We start from the raw sequence: 20483 nt of genomic DNA on the forward strand, positions 1-20483 counted from the left end.
TTGAATATAGTGCTATCGGTGAACCGATAAAGAAAGTATTGTTAAATGATTTATATTATATTAAATGATTATATAACTTATATTTAATTTTATAGGAGATTAATAAGAATGAATATTTTAGTATTAAACTGCGGAAGCTCATCACTTAAGTATCAGTTAATCAATATGGAAGATGAGAGCGTTATCGCAAAGGGTCTTGTAGAAAGAATCGGTATTGATGGTTCTATCCTTACACATAAGCCAACAGGAAAGGATAAGTATGTTGTTGAAACACCTATGAAGGATCACAACATTGCTGTTAAGCTTGTACTTGATGCTCTTATGGATGCAGAACACGGTGTGATCAAGTCTACAGACGAAATTGCTGCTGTAGGTCACAGAGTACTTCATGCAGGTGAGAAGTATATCGAGTCTTGTCTTGTAACAGAAGATGTTAAGAAGGTAGTAAGAGAGTGCTTCGATTTAGGACCTCTTCATAACCCAGCTAACCTTATAGGTATTGAAGCTGTTGAAGCTGCTATGCCTGGTAAGCCAAATGTAGCTGTATGGGATACAGCATTTGGCGGAACAATGGAGCCAAAGGCTTATCTTTACGCTATTCCTCGTGAATACTATGAAAAGTATGGCGTAAGAAGATACGGTTTCCACGGAACAAGCCACAGCTTTGTATCAAAGGAAACAATCAAGTTTGCTGACCTTGACCCTAAGACAGCTAAGGTTATCGTATGCCACCTTGGTAATGGTGCTTCAATCTCAGCTTCTATCGGTGGCAAGTGTGTAGATACATCTATGGGTCTTACTCCACTTGAAGGTCTTATTATGGGTACTCGTTCAGGTGATCTTGATCCAGCTATTATCGAATACCTTTGCAACCATGAGAATCTTACAGTAAGCGAAATGCTTAATATTCTTAACAAGAAGTCAGGTGTACTTGGTATGTCAGGTGGTATTTCTTCTGACTTCAGAGATCTTAACGCAGCAGCTAACGAAGGCAATGAAGTAGCTAAGGTTACACTTGAAGCTTATGCTTACAGAGTAGCTAAGTACATCGGTTCTTATACAGCAGCTATGAATGGTGTTGATGCTATCACATTTACAGCTGGTGTTGGTGAAAATGCAGCTTGGTTAAGACCAATGGTATGTAAATATCTTGGATTCCTCGGAGTTGAACTTGATGAAGCAGCTTCTGAGAAGGCTTGCGGTGTTGAAGGCATCATCTCTACACCAGAATCAAAGGTTAAGCTTTGCGTAATTCCTACAAATGAAGAACTTGCTATTGCAAGAGAAACATTAGCACTTGTAAAGTAATTAACGACATATGTTAATTGATTAAATATATTACGATTGAATATATTGTGCGGTTTAATATATTGCGATTAAATATATTAAATTAGTTATTGACAAACCAATATAAGGTGCGTATAATAGACCAAGTGTGGTAAGCGTTATGCTTATTTACTATATATAGTATGAATTGGAGACAATTATGCTAATTGATTTAAGAGAGCTTTTATCCGGTTCACAGGATGAGAAGAGTTATAAAGCAGATATTGAGATGAATACATTTAATACAGGTTCTTCTGATTATGATATAATTGATAAGCCTGCGGTTGATGTTATCATTAAGAAGCTAGGTAAGAATAAGCTTTCTATTAAGGCTGATTCTTATGTTACCCTTAGTATTCCTTGTGACAGATGCTTAGAGCCAGTTGATACACGCGTTGACTATACGGTTGATGAGATTGTTGACTTTAATGATAACGCATCCGAGGAAGAAGCAAAAGAAGAAAAAGACTATATTGATGGATACGACCTCGACGTGGACAAGTTAGTTTTCGGCGAAATACTGATATCCATGCCGGGAAAGACCTTATGTAAGGAGGACTGCAAAGGAATTTGTCTGATTTGCGGTGCGAATCTGAACAAAGGAGAGTGCGGTTGTGACAGGGATATCCTGGATCCAAGAATGTCTGTTTTCAAAGATATTTTAAAGAATTTTAAGGAGGTGTAACCGAATGTCAATTTGTCCTAAGAATAAATCTTCAAAGGCTAGAAGAGATAAGAGAAGAGCTAATTGGAAGATGAGCGCTCCTAATCTCGTAAAGTGCAGCAAGTGTGGTGCATTAATGATGCCTCATAGAGTATGTAAGTCTTGTGGCTCATACAACAAGAAAGAAATCGTTACTGTAGATTAATTTCTATAGAGTAACTTATTTAATGAGTCTGTCCTTTAGAGGGCAGGCTCATTTTTTATGCCTTTCGTGTACGTTTCTAATAAATGAAAGTTTCTAATCTGCCTGGATGGTGGGACGGATACGGCTAAGACCAAAGGTGTTCCTGTTCATAGATATATTCTTTTTGGATCCTTATTAAGAATATAGGTGAAATACATTTTTAGCATATGCTTTCTTTTAAGCTTTGCTTGCATAAATAGCATTTTAGTAGTATATTTAAAAGGCATAATTTATATAAGGAATGGTATATTTATGATAAAAGTTGCACTTGATGCTATGGGTGGAGATAATGCCCCTGGCGAGATTGTTAAAGGTGCGGTAGATGCCGTAAATACAAGCAAAGAATGTTTTGTATATCTTGTTGGAAAAGAAGATGTTGTTAATAACGAACTTTCCAAATATACTTATAGCAAAGAGCAGATAGAAGTTGTTAATGCTACAGAGGTTATAGAAACAGGTGAGCCACCTGTTATGGCTATAAGACATAAGAAAGATTCATCTTTGGTTAAGGCTCTTAATATGGTTAAGAATAAAGAAGCTGATGCTTTCGTATCAGCAGGAAGTTCTGGTGCTATATTAGTTGGTGGACAGGTTATTGTTGGACGTCTTCCAGGCGTTGAAAGACCACCAATAGGTGCGATTGTTCCTACTGATAAAGGCTGTGTGCTGATAGTTGACAGTGGGGCTAATGTTGATGCCAGACCAGCTTTTCTTGTGCAGTGGGCTAAGATGGGTTCTATATATATGGAGAACTGTCTTGGGATTAAGAAGCCAAGAGTAGCGATAGTTAATGTTGGTCTTGAAGAGGAGAAAGGCAACCAGCTTGTTAAGGAGACATTTCCACTTCTTAAAGCGTGTGATGATATTAACTTTATAGGAAGCATTGAAGCAAGAGAGATACCAAGAAGCGGTGCAGATGTTATCGTGTGTGATGCATTTGTTGGTAATGTTATATTAAAGCTTTACGAGGGTCTTGCTGGTACAATTATATCTAAGATTAAGGGTGCATTTTATTCTAATCTTAAGTCAAAGATTGGAGCAATGCTTGTTAAGGACTCAATTAAGAGTACACTTAAGACTATGGATGCATCAGAGTATGGTGGAGCACCACTTATAGGTCTTAATGGTCTTGTTGTTAAGACACACGGAAGTGCCAAAGCTAAAGAGGTAAAGAATTCAATTCTTCAATGCGTGACATTTTCAAAAAGCAATATTAATGAGCAGATTGTTGAGTCACTTTCGCATATGCCGGAATTAACAGAAGAATAGATATAATATTTATAGTAGTACAAGGATGTACATTATATTTATAAAAGTAGTACAAGAACGGATATTATATTTATAATAGTAATACAAGAATAGATGTTATATTTATAATAAGAATATCAGATTTAGAATTGTGTATAACGCCTGATATATATTGATATTCATATAATTAAGATATCAGGTCAGAATGGAGGATTTATATGGAATTTCAGAAGTTACAGAGAATTATTGCAGATGTACTTAATATAAGCGAGGATAAGATTACTAAAGAATCAGCATTTGTTGATGACCTTAAGGCAGATTCTTTAGATGTATTCCAGATTATAACAGAGATTGAAGACCAGTTCGGTATTCAGATTCCAGACGATGCAATTGAGAATATTGTTACTGTAGGAGATGCAGCAACTCAGATTCAGAATGCACTTGCTAAATAATTAATATAAAGAATATTGGTGTTGATATAGCAGGGGTCTATAATATGTGTCAATAGAGCATTAATTTATAAGTGTGCATATTACACGGATAAATTAATGCTTTTTTATGTAACAGGAAATTTTGATAGAATTCCCTGTTACATATAAAGTAATCTGGCAGGATTTTATCTGACTGTATTTTCTTTTTTGAATAAATTGGACATAATTATAAGATTGACACCAGATTGGAGATTGAATGTATAATAAGAATTTATCTGAGTTAATGGATAAAATTAATTATCAGTTTAAAGATATTAATCTTTTAAAAAATGCACTTACTCACAGCTCTTATGCTAATGAGAAGACGATTAAGAAGTATAAGGATAATGAAAGACTTGAGTTCCTTGGTGATGCAGTTCTGGAACTTACATCAAGCGATTACATTTATAAGAATTACAGCAATATGAATGAGGGCCAGATGACAAGACTTCGTGCAAGTATTGTATGTGAACCTACACTTGCTATATGTGCAAGAGCTATTGGAATTGATAATTTCATAATGTTAGGTAAAGGTGAGGAATTAACAGGCGGAAGAAAGAGAGATTCTATAGTATCAGATGCCTGTGAAGCGGTAATAGGAGCAATATATCTGGATGGTGGTTTTGCTAATGCAAAAGAATTCGTTAAATCATTTATTCTTAATGATTTGGAAAGCAAGCAACTCTTTTATGATAGCAAAACTATTTTACAGGAAGTCGTACAGGCGGCACATAAGGAAGTTGTATACGAGATTATAGGAGAATCAGGACCAGAGCACGATAAAGACTTTATTGCAAGTGCGAAGGTCAATGGAATGTTCCACGTTACAGCCAAGGGTCATACCAAGAAGCACGCTGAACAGCACGCGGCATATGAGGCACTTGTGGAATTAAAGAAGCAGGGATATGAAATTCCTATAAGAAAATAGCAAAGGAATTGTATATATGTATTTAAAGAGTATAGAGGTTCAGGGCTTTAAGTCATTTGCCAATAAGATAGTATTTGACTTTCATAACGGAATTACAGGCATTGTAGGTCCTAATGGCTCTGGGAAAAGTAATGTCGCCGATGCTGTAAGATGGGTTCTTGGTGAACAAAGTGCGAAGCAGCTTCGTGGGGCGAAAATGGAAGATGTCATATTTGCAGGAACACAGAACCGTAAACCTGTTGGTTTTGCGTATGTTGCAATAACACTTGATAATAGTGACCACGCACTTCCTGTTGAATATGATGAAGTTACGGTATCAAGAAGAGTATACCGTTCAGGGGAAAGTGAATACAAGATTAATGGACATACCTGCCGATTAAAAGATGTAACAGAGATGTTCTATGATACAGGTATCGGTAAAGAAGGTTATTCAATTATCGGACAGGGACAGATTGATAAAATCCTTAGTGGTAAACCTGAGGAACGCAGGGAGCTTTTTGATGAGGCGGCAGGTATTGTTAAGTTTAAACGCCGTAAAGCTGCGGCTATCAAGAAGCTTGATAATGAAAGAAATAATCTTGTCCGTGTTAATGATATTTTATCAGAACTTGAAAAGCAGGTTGGCCCATTACAGGTACAGTCTGAGAAAGCAAAGGAATATCTTAATTTAAAGTCAGATTTGAAAAAATATGATGTCAACGCATTTTTATTAGAAACTGACCGTATAAGAAAAGAAATTGCTGAGCTTGATAATAAAATAGAGATTGCTGATAATGATCTGGCTGGCTCAAGAAATGAATATGATGCTACTAAGGCAGAATATGAAGAGGCTGAGAACCAGCTTAATGAGCTTAATCTTACAATCGAGCAGACTAATCAGGTATCTTCTGCATTAGAGCTTGATAACCAGAAGTTCAAGGGTGAGATTAATCTGTTTGAGGAACAGGTTAAGACATTTAACGCCAACAAGCAGCTTCATTCTGAGAGAATTAATGACATTGAGAAGGATAAGACTGCCAAGACAGCTTCGATTAATGAATTAAAGAAGCAGGCAGAGGCGATTAATACAGAGATTAATGAATATAACACAAAGCTTAATGCCATTAATGAGGAAGCTGAGGCTGTAAAGGCTGAGATAGACGGAATATCAGGACAGATAGAGAACCGTCAGACACTTATATATGATAATCTGACAGAACAGTCATCTATCAAAGCAGAGAACCAGAAGTTCATTACAATGCTTGAACAGCTTGAAATCCGTAAATCGCAGTTAAACAGCAGGATAATAACTGGAAAAAGTGATGAAACAGCACAAAGACAGGTAATAGCTTCTATTACTTCACAGTTAAAAGAATGTGATGTTAATATAAGCAGTATCAATGATTCTATTGCAGAAGCCAATGCCAATGTAACATCTATTAAGGGGGTAATAACGGAGAAGACACAGGAACTTGACAAGCTTACACAGAATTACCATAGAAGCAAGTCAAGACTTGAATCTTTAGTTAATATAACTGAACGATATGACGGATATGGCAACAGTATCCGTAAGATAATGGAGTTAAAGGACAGTACCCCTGGTATTCTTGGTGTTATCGCTGATATTATTAAAGTAGAGAAGCAATATGAAACTGCTATTGAAACAGCGCTTGGCGGAACAATCCAGAACATAGTTACAGACAAAGAGAATACTGCTAAGGAACTTATTAATTACCTTAAAGTAAATAAGCTTGGCCGTGCAACATTTTTACCACTCAATGCTATTCATTCAAGAAATACATTAGAGAACGATAACTGCATTAATGAGAAGGGTGTTGTTGGAGTTGCCAGCAATCTTGTAAGGGTGTCTTTTGAATATGAAGGACTTGCAAAGTATCTGCTTGGACGTATTCTTGTAGTTGATAATATAGAAAATGCTCTGGTAATTGCAAGAAAGTATAAATATTCATTAAGAATTGTAACACTTGAAGGTGAGCAGCTTAATCCAGGCGGTTCAATGACAGGTGGTGCTTTTAAGAATTCAAGCAACCTTCTTGGACGAAGAAGAGAGATTGAAGAACTTAAGACAGAAGTTTCAAGCATAAGCAAGACAATAACAGAAACCAAAGCTTCTATATCAGAGCTTAGAAGTGAAGTCGGTAAGAACAGGGATAATCTTGACCAGTTAAATAAACAGCAAAGAGAGACACACATTAAGAAGAATACTTTAGATGTAACTCTTAAGCAGGCTGATAACAAGTTAAAAGAGATAATTGATGGATATTCAAATGCAGTAAATGAACAGGCTGGAATAGATGCTGAGATATCAAAGGTCAACAGTGATAAACAGCAGGTAAGTGGAAGCCTTAATGTGCTTGACAGCGAGAATGAGGCTTCAAGAAAAGAGATTGAGAACCTTAATAAGCTGCTTGAAGAAAAGAAAGCGAATGAGGCGGCAGTATCACTTAAGCTTGAGAATTTAAAGATATCACATTCATCAGTTGAACAGAAAGCTGCATTTATTAATGAAAATATTCAAAGACTTTCTGATGAGATTAATAGTCTTGATAATGAAAAAGAGAGTATTAACGATAAGATAAAACAGACAGCAGAATTAATAAAGACTAAACAGCAGGAAATAACTGATGTTAAGGATAATATTGAAAAGACAGTTAAAGAGCTTGAAGCTAACAACGATAAGCTGTCCAAGCTAAAGGCTGACAAAGAAAAGGTTACTGCAAGCCATAAGGAGTTCTTTAAGAAAAGAGAAACCCTTAATGAGCAGATTATCCTTCTTGAAAAAGAAAGCATGCGTCTTCATAACCAGCACGATAAGCTTGATGAATCTAATGATTCACTTGTTGATTATATGTGGAATGAGTATGAGCTTACATACAGCTATGCACTGGAATTAAAGAGCGATGAATTAACTAATCTTAATGATTTAAGAAAGCTGATTAATATACTTAAAGCTTCTATTAAGAAACTTGGCGATGTAAATGTTAATGCCATTGAAGAATATAAAGAAGTAAGCGAGCGTTATACTTTCTTAAAGACACAGCACGATGATATGATTGAGGCTGAACAGTCGCTTATGAAGGTTATAACAGAACTTGATAATGGAATGAGAACACAGTTTACTGCCAAATTTGAAGAGATAAAAGTGGAATTTGATAAGGTATTCAAGGAATTATTCGGCGGTGGACGTGGTACAATTGAACTTGTGGAAGATGAAGATATACTTGAAGCGGGCATTATAATTGTATCCCAGCCACCAGGAAAGAAGCTCCAGAATATGATGCAGTTATCAGGTGGAGAAAAGGCTCTTACAGCAATTGCGTTATTATTTGCCATACAGAACTTAAAGCCATCACCATTCTGTCTTCTTGATGAAATTGAAGCTGCACTTGATGATTCTAATGTTGGAAGATATGCTAATTATCTTCATAAGCTTACAAAGCATACACAGTTTATTGTAATTACCCACAGACGTGGAACTATGGCTGCGGCAGACAGATTATATGGTATTACTATGCAGGAGAAGGGTGTATCAACTCTTGTTTCTGTAGACCTTATTGCCAATGATCTGAATGAGACTAAAGAAAGGAAGAGTTAATATGGGACTTTTTAGTAAACTTAAAGAAGGTCTTACAAAGACCAGAGATAATATCGTATCGGGCATTGATAATATATTTAATGGCTTTTCTTCAATTGATGATGATTTCTACGAAGAACTTGAAGAGACTCTTATTATGGGAGATATTGGTGTCAGGGCAACTGATGAGATTATTGAAGACCTTAAGGCTAAGGTTAAAGAGAATAAAATAAAAGACCCTAAAGATTGCAAGCAGTTATTGATTGATACAATCAAAGAGAAGATGAACCTTGGGCCCAATGCATATGAATTTGAGAATACTAAGTCAATTGTTATGCTTATTGGTGTTAATGGTGTTGGAAAGACTACCTCTGTAGGAAAGCTTGCAGGCCATTTAAAAGAGCAGAACAAAAAGGTTGTCCTTGCTGCGGCTGATACATTCAGGGCTGCTGCCATTGAACAGCTTACAGAATGGGCTAACAGGGTAGGTGCAGATATAATTGCACAGAATGAGGGCTCTGACCCAGCGGCTGTAATATATGATTCTATAGCAGCGGCAAAAGCAAGGCACGCAGATGTTCTTTTGTGTGATACAGCCGGAAGGCTTCAGAATAAGAAAAATCTTATGGAAGAATTACGCAAGATTGACAGAGTTATTGAAAGAGAGTATGCTGATGCGTATAGGGAAAATCTTATAGTCCTTGATGCGACAACTGGTCAGAACGCAATTTCACAGTTACGCGAATTCAATGATGTAACTAATATAACAGGAATTATTCTTACTAAGATGGACGGAACAGCTAAGGGTGGTATCGCCGTTGCTATTCAGGCAGAATTTGGAATACCTGTTAAGTACATTGGTGTAGGTGAGCAGGTTAAGGACTTACAGAAGTTTGACTCAGATACATTTGTCAACGCATTATTTGATACATCAGATAATGAAGAAGATGATGATTAATGTAATATTTTAATTCAATTAATGATATTTTATATTGATAACTAGATTAATGATGTATATTATTGTTAATAATTGATTTAATAATATAAAGTAACTATAAGGAGAGTAGATTTACAATGGAAGAATTAACTTTAAAGAAATTTGAAGAAGCTGCTGAGAAAGTAAAGGAAGCTACATTACCAACTAACCTTATATTCAGCGAATATTTCAGCAACCAGACAGGCAATAAAGTATATCTTAAGCCTGAGAATATGCAGTATACTGGTGCTTACAAGGTAAGAGGTGCATATTACAAGATAAGCACAATGTCAGAAGAGGCAAGAAAGAAAGGCCTTATAACAGCATCTGCTGGTAACCACGCACAGGGTGTTGCATTTGCAGCAAAAAAGTATGGCGTAAAGGCTACTGTTGTTATGCCAACAACAACACCACTTATAAAGGTTAACAGAACTAAGGGTTATGGTGCTGAAGTTGTACTTTACGGAGATGTATATGATGAAGCCTGTGAATATGCTCTTAAGTTAGCAGAAGAAAAGGGACTTACATTTGTTCATCCATTTGATGACCTTGATGTTGCTACAGGACAGGGCTCAATTGCTATGGAGATTATTAAAGAACTCCCAACAGTTGATTATATCCTCGTTCCAGTTGGCGGCGGCGGACTTGCAACAGGTGTATCTACACTTGCCAAGCTTCTTAATCCTAATATTAAAGTAATCGGTGTTGAACCAGCCGGTGCTAATTGTCTGCAGGCTTCTTTAAAGAATGGAAAGGTTACAACACTTCCAACTGTCAGCACAATAGCTGATGGTACAGCAGTTAAGACACCGGGTACAAAGGTATTCCCATATCTTCAGAAGAATCTTGATGATATAATAACAGTTCCTGATGAAGACTTAATTGTATCTTTCCTTGATATGGTTGAAAATCATAAAATGATAGTAGAGAACTCAGGTCTTCTTACAGTTGCAGCACTTAAACAGCTTAAGGTTAAAGATAAGAAGGTTGTTTCAATTCTTTCAGGTGGTAATATGGACGTAATAACAATGTCATCTGTTGTTCAGCAGGGTCTTGTTCAGAGAAGCAGAATATTTACTGTATCTGTACTTCTTCCAGATAAGCCGGGGGAACTTGTAAGAGTTGCACAGATAATTGCCAACGCTAATGGTAATGTAATCAAGCTTGATCATAACCAGTTTGTAAGCATTAACAGAAAGGCTACAGTTGAATTGAGAATAACTATTGAAGCTTTCGGACATGAACACAAAGACCAGATTGTATCTGAGCTTGAAAAGAACGGTTTAAGACCACGTCTTGTTAAGGTTAATATCTAATTTATCAAAGTGACACTGATATGTTACGCTGATACATAAAAGTTTTATTTTAACAGGCTTACATAAAATGTATATAATATACAAGTATAGATGTGAAATCAGTTTTGTGGCTGGTTTCACATTTTTTACACACAATTTACATATTTACACCACTATTTGCCATTATGATAATCGCATAAACAACAAAGGAGATGACTCATATGGTAAAGAATAAATTATTATATGCAACAATAGCAGCTATGTTAATGGGGGCTGTATTTACAGGCTGTTCTAATACTCATAATAACAATACAACAACAGAGAGCCAGAGCATTGTATCACTCGAGGAACTTGCCTCAAGTGCGGATTCAGATTTATCAATCGAATTAGATGATGAAGATAAGGTATCATCATGGGATGATTCATCAGCTTCACATATTACACTTGGAAGCCAGATTAGTTCTGATAGTTCATCGGTTGAAATATCAGGTTCAACAGTTACAATCACTAAAGCAGGAACATATGTTATATCAGGAAATGTAACAGAAGGAAATATAATCGTTAATACGACAGATAAGGGAACTGTAAGATTAATTCTTAATAATGCTTCTATAAGCAATACAACAACAGCACCAATTAAGGTGTTAAATGCCAAGAAAGTTATACTTACACTTGCCGATAACACAACTAATACAATTACAGACAGCAGTCGTTTATCTACAGAAGAAGATTATTCAGCCGCTATATATTCTAAAGAGGATTTAATAATCAATGGAAATGGTACATTAAATGTCAATGCTGGATACCGCAATGGTATTAAGAGTACAGATGACTGCATTATCGTATCTGGTACATTAAACATAACAAGTACTGAGGACGGTATAATCGGTAAAGATCTATGCAGAGTTGTAGCGGGTGATATTAATATTAATGCAGGTTCAGACGGGATTAAGTCAACTTATGATACAGACACAACTAAAGGAAATGTTATCATTGAAGGCGGTAATATAACTATTAAGGCTTCTAATGATGGCATACAGGCTGAAAATATACTTGTTATTAATGATGGTACTATTAATATAAAGACTAATAATGGTGCGGCTGATACAACACAGACACATACAGATAATATGTATATGGACCGTGGTGGTTTTGGTTTTAATAACAATAAGACAACAACTACCACAGATGATACAGTTGAGAGCAGAAAAGGTATTAAAGCTGGCAATATGCTTATAATCAATGACGGAGACATAACAATAGACTCTGATGATGACTCTGTACATTGCAATTCAGAAATCTATATATATGGTGGTACTATAAATGCAGCTACAGGTGATGACGGAGTACATGCGGATGACTTGCTTACTGTCAATGGTGGAACAATAAATATAACACAGTGCTATGAAGGCATTGAAGCTGATGACATAGTTATTAATGATGGAGATATAAGCGTTGTTTCAAGTGATGACGGCATTAATTCATCTGATGGAAGTATAACAATTAATGGCGGTAATCTTTTGATAAATGCAAGCGGTGACGGACTTGATGCCAATGGCTCCATTATAATAAATGGTGGATATATCGTTGTACTTGGTCCAACCTCGGACGGCGATACAGCAATTGACTATGATGACAGTTGTACAATTAATGGTGGAACAGTTATGGCATTTGGCTCAAGCGGAATGCTTGAAATTCCAAAAGGTGCAAGTAATGGAGCCTGTATAGTTACTGCATTTACATCTGTAAGCGGAGGCAGCAAGTATACATTAAGCGATTCAAATGGCAATGAAATATTATCATATACACCATCAAAGGCTTATGCCGCAGCAATTGTATATTCAGATAAGATAACAACAGGTAACACTTATAACATTACAGCAGGAAGCACTACATTATCAATTGAAGTTACATCTGATGTCACAAGCAATGTTTCAAGCGGTCTTGGCAAAGCTGGTGGAATGAATATGCCTGGCAATGGCGGCTCAGGTATGCCTAATAACGGTTCATCAGATAATGGTATGAATGGTAATTCTAACGGCTCAATGCCAGATATGTCAGGCAATGGAGCACCTGATATGAATGGAAACAGCTCTGGTGATATGCCATCAATGGGCGGCAATTCATCTAACAATGGTGGTAATATGCCTAATATGAATAATGGCAGCTCTAATGGCAGTGCACCACAGATGAATAACAGAATGTAATAACCAGATAAATATTAAAAGCTGTTTTAACACGAATAACCAGTGTGTTTTATGGTTTAAAAAATAAATAAAAAATATTTAAAAGTGTCAAGTAAAAAAGCTTGACACTTTTTATTTGCTATGATATTATACTCAAGGCTTATAAATCATTTGAATCAGAAAGTTAAGGTGTGTTGTGGAACGTATTGTAGAACAGACATTATTATATGATTTTTATGGCGAACTGCTTAATGAACATCAGCGCAATGTATATGAAGATGCTGTATTTAACGATTTATCTTTAAGTGAGATTGCTGATGAATATAATATATCAAGACAGGGTGTTCACGACCTTATCAAGAGGGTATCCAATACATTAGAAGGATATGAGTCCAAGCTTCATCTTATTGAGAAATTTATGGATACTAAAGCCAAAGTAACCAAGATAGACGAGCTTGTTGATTCTTATATTGCTTCACCAGATATGAAGCTGATATTAGAGATCAAAGACCTGTCTAACGAAATTATCGAAGATTATTAAACATTTTAGGAGGATATATAATGGCATTTGACAGTCTTTCAGATAAACTTCAAAACATATTTAAGAATCTTCGCGGCAAAGGACGCCTTTCTGAAGCTGACGTAAAGGCAGCACTTAAAGAGGTTAAGATGGCACTGTTAGAAGCTGATGTTAATTTTAAGGTTGTTAAGAACTTTATTAAGTCAGTAGAAGAACGTGCGATTGGTCAGGATGTTATGTCAAGTCTTACACCGGGACAGATGGTTATTAAGATAGTTAATGAAGAGATGATTTCCCTTATGGGCTCTGAGACAACAGAGATTGCTATTAAGCCGGGGAATGAAATTACTGTCATTATGATGGCGGGTCTTCAGGGTGCTGGTAAGACAACTACTACAGCCAAGCTTGCAGGAAAGTTCAAAGCCAAGGGCAAGAAGCCTTTGCTCGTAGCTTGTGATGTATACAGACCAGCAGCTATAGAACAGCTTACTATCAATGGTAATAAGCAGGGCGTTGAAGTATTTTCTATGGGAACAGGACATAACCCTGTAGATATTGCTAAGGCTTCGATAGCACACGCCAAGGAGAATAATTACAACATAGTAATTCTTGATACAGCCGGACGACTTCATATTGATGAGAATATGATGGATGAGCTTATTAATATAAAGAGTGAGGTTAATGTTGACCAGACTATTCTTGTTGTTGATTCTATGACTGGACAGGATGCGGTAAATGTAGCATCTTCATTTAATGAAAAGGTTGGAATTGACGGAGTTATCCTTACTAAGTTAGATGGTGATACAAGAGGTGGTGCAGCACTTTCAATTAAGGCTGTCACAGGTAAGCCTATTCTTTATGTTGGTATGGGAGAGAAACTGTCAGACCTTGAACAGTTCTATCCTGATCGTATGGCATCAAGAATTCTTGGAATGGGTGATGTTCTTACACTCATTGAGAAGGCTGAGGCACAGATTGATGCAGATAAAGCCAAAGAGATGGAAGCTAAGATTAAAAAAGCTGAATTTGATTTTGACGATTTCCTTGAATATATGGGACAGATTCGTAATATGGGTGGTATAGGTTCTATTATGAGTATGCTTCCAGGTATGGGACTTGGCGGTAATATGAAGAATATCCAGATGCCAGATGAAGATGAGGCAGAAGCTAATCTTAAGCGTACAGAAGCAATCATACATTCTATGACTGCTAAGGAACGTAAGAATCCAGATATTCTTAATCCATCAAGAAAGAACAGAATAGCACGAGGAGCTGGTGTTGATATCAGCGAAGTAAACAGGCTTGTTAAACAGTTTGAGCAGATGAAGAAGATGATGAAACAGATGCCTGGTATGATGAAAGGTGCTAAAAAGGGACGTTTTAAGTTGCCTTTTTAACATAGATATAATTAATTACAGGAGGTGAAACAATAATGGCAGTAAAGATCAGATTAAAGAGATTAGGTGAGAAGAAGTCTCCTTTCTATAGAATTATCGTAGCAGATTCAAGATCTCCAAGAAATGGTAGATTTATTGAAGAAATCGGTACTTATGATCCTAATTACGATCCATGCAAGCTTAACATTGATGCTGAACTTGCTAAGAAGTGGTTATCAAACGGAGCTCAGCCTACAGAAGTAGTTGGAAAGCTTTTCAAGATGGCAGGTATCGAAAAATAAGACTAGTGGAGGTATTTAGCTATGAAACAGTTAGTGGAAGTTATCGCTAAAGCACTAGTTGATAATCCGGATGAGGTTGTAGTAACAGAAACACAGAAAGATAAAGCAATTATCGTAAATTTAAAGGTTGCTTCCTCAGATATTGGTAAGGTAATCGGTAAATCCGGAAGAATTGCAAAGTCTATTAGAGCTGTTGTATCTGCAGCCGCATCGAATACCGACAAAAAGGTTATTGTAGAGATAGACAATTAATGCACTGTTAATGAGCCATTATGCTTAATGTATAAGCATAATGGCTTATTTTGTATATATCTACCAATAGAAAATATGTTCGACATAGTGTATTATATATGTAATTGATGATTATATAATGCCAATAATTATAAAATAATTAATCGCAGGATAATAAGATTATTGCTGCAGCATTATTATATAGATTAATTAAGTAAGATAAAAGTGGGGAAGCATTATGAAGATAATACATTGTGCAGACTTGCACCTTGATTCTAATATGACAAGCAATCTAAGCAGGGAACAGGCTAAGCAGAGAAAAGCTGAGCTTCTTGCTACATTTGAGAGAATGATTGCTTATGCTAAAGATAACTCTGTGAAGGCTGTTATTATTGCAGGGGATTTGTATGACAAGAAGAATATATCAGCTAATGCAAGAAATGTTTTTCTGTCTGCAATTAATAACAATCCAGATATAACATTTTATTATCTAAGAGGTAATCACGATGCAGAAAGTCTTTTTATAGATTGTGATACAATACCGGATAATATTAAGATGTTTAATGACAGCTGGACTTCATATAAGATTGAAGCACCAGAGGATAATTCAGTAATTACTATTAATGGTGTGGAATTAACAGCAGATAATTCCAATGTTATATATAACTCACTTGTACTTGACAGTAATAATTATAATATTGTTACTTTGCACGGACAGGAAGCTATGTCATCGTCAAAGGATAAGACTGAGGTAATTTCATTAAAGGAACTTAAGAATAAGGCAATTGATTATCTCGCACTGGGACATATCCATTCATACAAGATGGAACAGCTTGATTCAAGGGGAGTATATTGTTATCCAGGATGCCTTGAAGGACGAGGCTTTGATGAATGTGGTGAACACGGTTTTGTACTTCTTGATATTAAGGATAACAAGCTTGTAGGTAATGAATTTATCAGTGTTTCCTACAGGAATTTGTATGAAGAAGATGTTGATATATCTGAATGTATGAATTCAGTAGAGATGGCAGAAAAAGTAAGAGAGGTTCTTTATAATAAAGATTATGCGTCTGCAAGCCTTATCAAAGTTGTGCTTACAGGACAGATTGATATTAACGCAGAGAAGAACCTTACATATATTACTGAGAATTTTAAGAATGACTATTATTATTTTAAATTATATGACCATACTTCAATAAAAGTAGATTACAGCTCATACCAGTATGACAAGTCATTAAAAGGGGAGTTTGTAAGACTGGTAGAAAGTGACGATACACTTGATGATATTACGAAAGCTTCAATAATAAAGATAGGCATTGATGCGTTATCAGGAGAGGAATTTATATGAAATTAATCAGTTTACATATTGATAATTTTGGACAATTTAATAATTTTGACTATGTATTTGAAGATGGCATTAATCAGATTGTAGAAGAAAATGGCTGGGGTAAAAGTACGCTTGCAGCATTTATCAAGGTTATGTTTTTTGGTTTTGATAACACCAGTAAAAGAGATGATTATGTTAATGAAAAAAGGCGGTTTAAGCCTTGGCAGGGCGGCTTATATGGTGGAAGTCTTGCATTTGAGATTGATAATAAGCAGTATACAATATACCGTACCTTTGAAGCTAAAGATAAGGACGATACCTTTAAGCTTGTAGATACTATAACGAAATTAGATTCATTTGATTATACTTCTGATATTGGTAAAGAGATATTTGAAATTGACAGTGATTCTTTTGAAAAAACAGCTTACATTTTTCAGAATAATTGTGAAAGCGGCAGTACAGGCGATATAGCGGCACTTCTTGGCTGTGACGCCGTAGATGATGTAGATGTTAATAATTATGATGAAGTAATCGGACATATGAATGATAAGATTAATTCGCTTAGTCCCAAAAGAAAGACCGGGCAGCTTTACAAGATGAAAGAGGATATTGAACGGCTTAAGGCAAAGCTTATGGGAAAGAATGAGCTTGAACAGGCACTACAACAGACAATTTCATTAATCACTGAACAGAAGAAGGAATATAACAGGCTTGATAAAGAGCAGACGTCTGTTTCAGATATTCTTGATAAAGCTTCCAGACGGAAAGATCTTTTAGCCTTTAAAGAACAATATGATATATATAATTCGCAGCTTGCAGAACGCTATACAGCTTATAAGCAGTATGAGGAAGAATATAGCAAACTTCCGTCTGTTGAAAAGTTAAGTATACAGTTCAGCAACTTAGATGAGCTTAATAAAATATCCATCCAGTTAAAGCACATTGAGTTGAGTTCGTCAGAAAAAGAACGTCTTGACAGCCTTGAAGAGAAACTTTCTAATGTTACAGACAAAGAGATTGATTATTATATGAAAGCATATAATAAAATGTCTTCACTATATCAGGATATTAAAGATACAAGAGCACACCTTACTGCTAATTATGAAGCTGTATATGATAAGCCGAAGAAATCTTCGCCTGCTATTACTATTGCGGCAGCTATTATTGGAATTATATTAATTGCTGCAGGTATTATAATTCCTTCGCTGGCAGTTATTACTTTTTTACTTGGTATTGTATGTATAATGGGAGGTATTGCTTATGGTCTTGTTAACAAAGACCGATACAAGAATAATATGCGTACCTATAATATCCGTAATGAACAATATGATATTATAAAAGAAAAGCTGGATACTCTTACTAAACAGTATAACAAGCTTCAGCACGATATTGATGAATGGATATCAGCGATAGTGCCAGAACATAATATTGATGATACATATTATGAACTTATGCAGTTAAGCCAGCAGAAGAAAGAACTTTCAATGCTTAGGGACAGAGAACTTAAATATAATAAAAGGTTGAAAGAGTATAATGTAACAGCTATAATTGGAAGTATTAATACATTTATGTCTGATTATATGGAACATACCGCAATACCTGATATTCAGGGCTTTGATAATGCTATTAATGAATGTATATCAAAGCTTAACAGTATAAGACAACGGATTAATTATATTGAACAGTACAGAAAGTCTTATATGGATGCTGACAATGCATTTAAGCGTTTCAGGCAGAATAATGTTAATTATGAACAGCAGTTAAGTATGCTTCGTGAACTAGATGATATGCCTGATTATGATATTACTGAACTTAATGCACAGCTTAATAATATAAGGTCTGGTATGGAATTGTGCAGTAATACTATTAACGAATATAACAGCAGGCTTAATTCCAAGGAAAATGAGCTTGATGAGCTGAGTTCGTATGAGAGTCAGTTAAATGGACTTGAAGCAGACTATGAAACACTCCTTGCCAACTATAATAATCTGTTAAAAGCTAAAGATTATCTTGAAAAAGCAAGGATTTCATATGCAAAGAAGTATCAGGCACCTGTAAATGCTAAGTTTAAAGAGTATTTTGATATTGTGTCTGATAATACAGACAGCAATATGTATAGTTTTGATATACATAATAATCTTTTAAAGAATGAAGCTGGGCAGTACAGGGAGATTAGGTTCTTAAGTTCAGGCTGTAAGGATTTGGCTGGAATATGTATGCGTTTTGCATTTATTGATTCAATGTATAAAGATAAAAAACCGTTTATAATATTGGACGATCCATTTGTAAATATGGATACATTTTCTATTAATAATGCACACAGGCTGATTGAAAAGCTTGCGAAGAAGTATCAGATATTATATTTTACCTGTCATAACAGCAGAACTATGAAATGAATAATTACGATTTAAGAGGTGTATATGCAAGATTTATTAAGAGTTGGTGTTATAACATCGACACACGGAATAAGAGGGGAAGTTAAGGTATTCCCTACAACAGATGACCCTGACAGATTTAAGAAATTAAAGGAATGTATAATAGCGGGCAAGCGTGGCAATGTCAATGTTACAGTGCAGTCAGTAAAGTTCTTTAAACAGTATGTAATTGTGAAATTTAAAGAATTTGACAACATTAATGATATTGAAATCTATACAAAATGTGATCTGCTCGTAACACGTGATAATGCTGTAAAATGTGAACCAGGCGAATATTTTATATGTGATTTAATAGGACTTCGTGTAATTACAGATGAGGGTGAAGAATTAGGCAATCTGACAGACGTAATTGAAACAGGAGCTAACAACGTATACGAGGTTACTTCTGATACAGGCAAAATATATTATCTGCCAGTAATAGACCAGTGTATATTAAGCCATGATATGACTAACAGGACAGTTACAGTTCATATATTAAAAGGACTGCTTGATATTAATTAACAGTATATTGATTAATAATATAATACATATTTTACTTTTGAGATATATATGCTACAATAAGCACAAGTGGGTTAATATGAATTGACATAATATATACATATAGTAACCCACAATAATTTATATATGAGGAGGAATCACTATATGATTCAGAAACGAAACATTGCAATGTACATCATTCTCTCGATTGTTACTTGTGGAATTTTTGGCATTTACTGGTTTATATGTCTTACTGACGACTCTAAGCTGGCAGCCAATGATAATGAGAGTGCTTCTGGTCCGGTAGCGTTCTTGTTAACAATTGTAACCTGTGGAATATACGGCTGGTACTGGGCTTACAAGCTTGGTGACAGAGTTGACTACGCTGCTAATTCAAGAGGAATAGGAGATGGCTCAAGCAATTCCAAAATTCTTTTTATTGTATTACAGCTTTTGGGACTGGGAATAGTTAACTACCTTATTGCACAGGATAAGCTCAATAAAATCTCAGATTATGATTCATTCAATGGCAATGGTTATAATGGATTTAATGGCGGTTACAGCAATAACAACTATAATTCTGATAATAATTCATTCAACAATTACAATGCAGCTTCTGATAGCTCATACAGCGGTAATACAGATAATTACTCATCAGATAGCAGTTATGCTGATAATGTATTTAACAATGCCAATAATGACAGTTCATCATATGGAAGCTCTGCCAGTGAAGAACCAGGTAACAGTTATACAGGTTCAGTGAATAACGCACCTTATGGTAGTCCGTTTGATAATGACAAGTCAGATAACTAAAATTTTATAAATTAATTAAATTTTGGTCTTGCATATTATTAGTATATATGTTATCCTTATCAAGTTGTGAAAAAGAGAGATGGTCCTCTGT

General features: G+C 35.5%; 18 protein-coding genes. All 18 read left to right on the forward strand.

Translation table 11 applies throughout. The features are described from left to right. The first annotated feature begins 108 nt into the window (after window positions 1–108). The 18 genes from WMO42_RS03165 to WMO42_RS03250 all read left to right on the forward strand — a co-directional run bounded on the left by WMO42_RS03165 (window position 109) and on the right by WMO42_RS03250 (window position 20392). Window positions 109–1308, forward strand: coding sequence for an acetate kinase (locus tag WMO42_RS03165; protein WP_055174816.1), 1200 nt, complete (start codon window positions 109–111; stop codon window positions 1306–1308). A 178-nt stretch (window positions 1309–1486) separates the two neighbouring features. Beyond that, window positions 1487–2011 carry a DUF177 domain-containing protein gene (locus tag WMO42_RS03170; protein WP_022501711.1) on the forward strand — a complete coding sequence of 175 codons (525 nt, stop codon included), beginning with the start codon at window positions 1487–1489 and terminating at the stop codon, window positions 2009–2011. A gap of 4 nt (window positions 2012–2015) precedes the next feature. After that, complete coding sequence (gene rpmF, locus WMO42_RS03175) at window positions 2016–2195, forward strand: 50S ribosomal protein L32 (RefSeq protein ID WP_022501712.1); 180 nt, start codon at window positions 2016–2018, stop codon at window positions 2193–2195. A 291-nt stretch (window positions 2196–2486) separates the two neighbouring features. Then, window positions 2487–3503, forward strand: coding sequence for a phosphate acyltransferase PlsX (gene plsX, locus WMO42_RS03180; protein ID WP_055306619.1), 1017 nt, complete (start codon window positions 2487–2489; stop codon window positions 3501–3503). A 197-nt stretch (window positions 3504–3700) separates the two neighbouring features. Further along, window positions 3701–3934 carry an acyl carrier protein gene (gene acpP, locus WMO42_RS03185; protein WP_022501714.1) on the forward strand — a complete coding sequence of 78 codons (234 nt, stop codon included), beginning with the start codon at window positions 3701–3703 and terminating at the stop codon, window positions 3932–3934. Window positions 3935–4169: 235 nt separating this feature from the next. Beyond that, a complete protein-coding gene (rnc, locus tag WMO42_RS03190; protein ID WP_349153172.1) occupies window positions 4170–4880 on the forward strand; it encodes a ribonuclease III in 711 nt (236 codons plus the stop codon). Window positions 4881–4896: 16 nt separating this feature from the next. Next, window positions 4897–8475, forward strand: coding sequence for a chromosome segregation protein SMC (gene smc, locus WMO42_RS03195; protein ID WP_349191549.1), 3579 nt, complete (start codon window positions 4897–4899; stop codon window positions 8473–8475). A 1-nt stretch (window position 8476) separates the two neighbouring features. Next, complete coding sequence (ftsY, locus tag WMO42_RS03200; protein WP_349172275.1) at window positions 8477–9412, forward strand: signal recognition particle-docking protein FtsY; 936 nt, start codon at window positions 8477–8479, stop codon at window positions 9410–9412. Between the two features lie 116 nt (window positions 9413–9528). Then, window positions 9529–10746, forward strand: a complete 1218-nt coding sequence (gene ilvA, locus WMO42_RS03205) for a threonine ammonia-lyase (protein ID WP_055174806.1) — start codon at window positions 9529–9531, stop codon at window positions 10744–10746. 200 nt (window positions 10747–10946) lie between these two features. Further along, window positions 10947–12932, forward strand: coding sequence for a carbohydrate-binding domain-containing protein (locus tag WMO42_RS03210; RefSeq protein WP_349191550.1), 1986 nt, complete (start codon window positions 10947–10949; stop codon window positions 12930–12932). A 175-nt stretch (window positions 12933–13107) separates the two neighbouring features. Continuing rightward, window positions 13108–13452 carry a YlxM family DNA-binding protein gene (gene ylxM, locus WMO42_RS03215; protein ID WP_022501720.1) on the forward strand — a complete coding sequence of 115 codons (345 nt, stop codon included), beginning with the start codon at window positions 13108–13110 and terminating at the stop codon, window positions 13450–13452. Between the two features lie 20 nt (window positions 13453–13472). Beyond that, complete coding sequence (gene ffh, locus WMO42_RS03220) at window positions 13473–14828, forward strand: signal recognition particle protein (RefSeq protein WP_055174800.1); 1356 nt, start codon at window positions 13473–13475, stop codon at window positions 14826–14828. Window positions 14829–14863: 35 nt separating this feature from the next. Then, entirely contained in the window at window positions 14864–15109 is a 246-nt protein-coding gene (gene rpsP, locus WMO42_RS03225; protein ID WP_022501722.1) for a 30S ribosomal protein S16, read from the forward strand. Window positions 15110–15130: 21 nt separating this feature from the next. After that, window positions 15131–15361 (forward strand): KH domain-containing protein, encoded by a 231-nt coding sequence (locus WMO42_RS03230; RefSeq protein WP_022501723.1) that lies wholly within the window; start codon window positions 15131–15133, stop codon window positions 15359–15361. A gap of 217 nt (window positions 15362–15578) precedes the next feature. After that, complete coding sequence (locus WMO42_RS03235; RefSeq protein ID WP_349191551.1) at window positions 15579–16688, forward strand: metallophosphoesterase; 1110 nt, start codon at window positions 15579–15581, stop codon at window positions 16686–16688. Then, window positions 16685–19063: an AAA family ATPase gene (locus WMO42_RS03240; protein ID WP_090139971.1), complete on the forward strand. Its 2379-nt coding sequence runs from the start codon at window positions 16685–16687 to the stop codon at window positions 19061–19063. Before WMO42_RS03235 ends, WMO42_RS03240 begins: the two co-directional genes overlap by 4 nt. 24 nt (window positions 19064–19087) lie before the next feature. Then, entirely contained in the window at window positions 19088–19603 is a 516-nt protein-coding gene (gene rimM, locus WMO42_RS03245; protein ID WP_022501726.1) for a ribosome maturation factor RimM, read from the forward strand. A gap of 141 nt (window positions 19604–19744) precedes the next feature. Next, window positions 19745–20392: a DUF4234 domain-containing protein gene (locus WMO42_RS03250; RefSeq protein ID WP_349191552.1), complete on the forward strand. Its 648-nt coding sequence runs from the start codon at window positions 19745–19747 to the stop codon at window positions 20390–20392. Window positions 20393–20483: the final 91 nt, after the last annotated feature.

It is taken from the genome of Lachnospira sp. CLA-JM-H23, from assembly GCF_040096425.1.
GTDB classification, from domain to species: Bacteria; Bacillota; Clostridia; order Lachnospirales; family Lachnospiraceae; genus Lachnospira; species Lachnospira rogosae.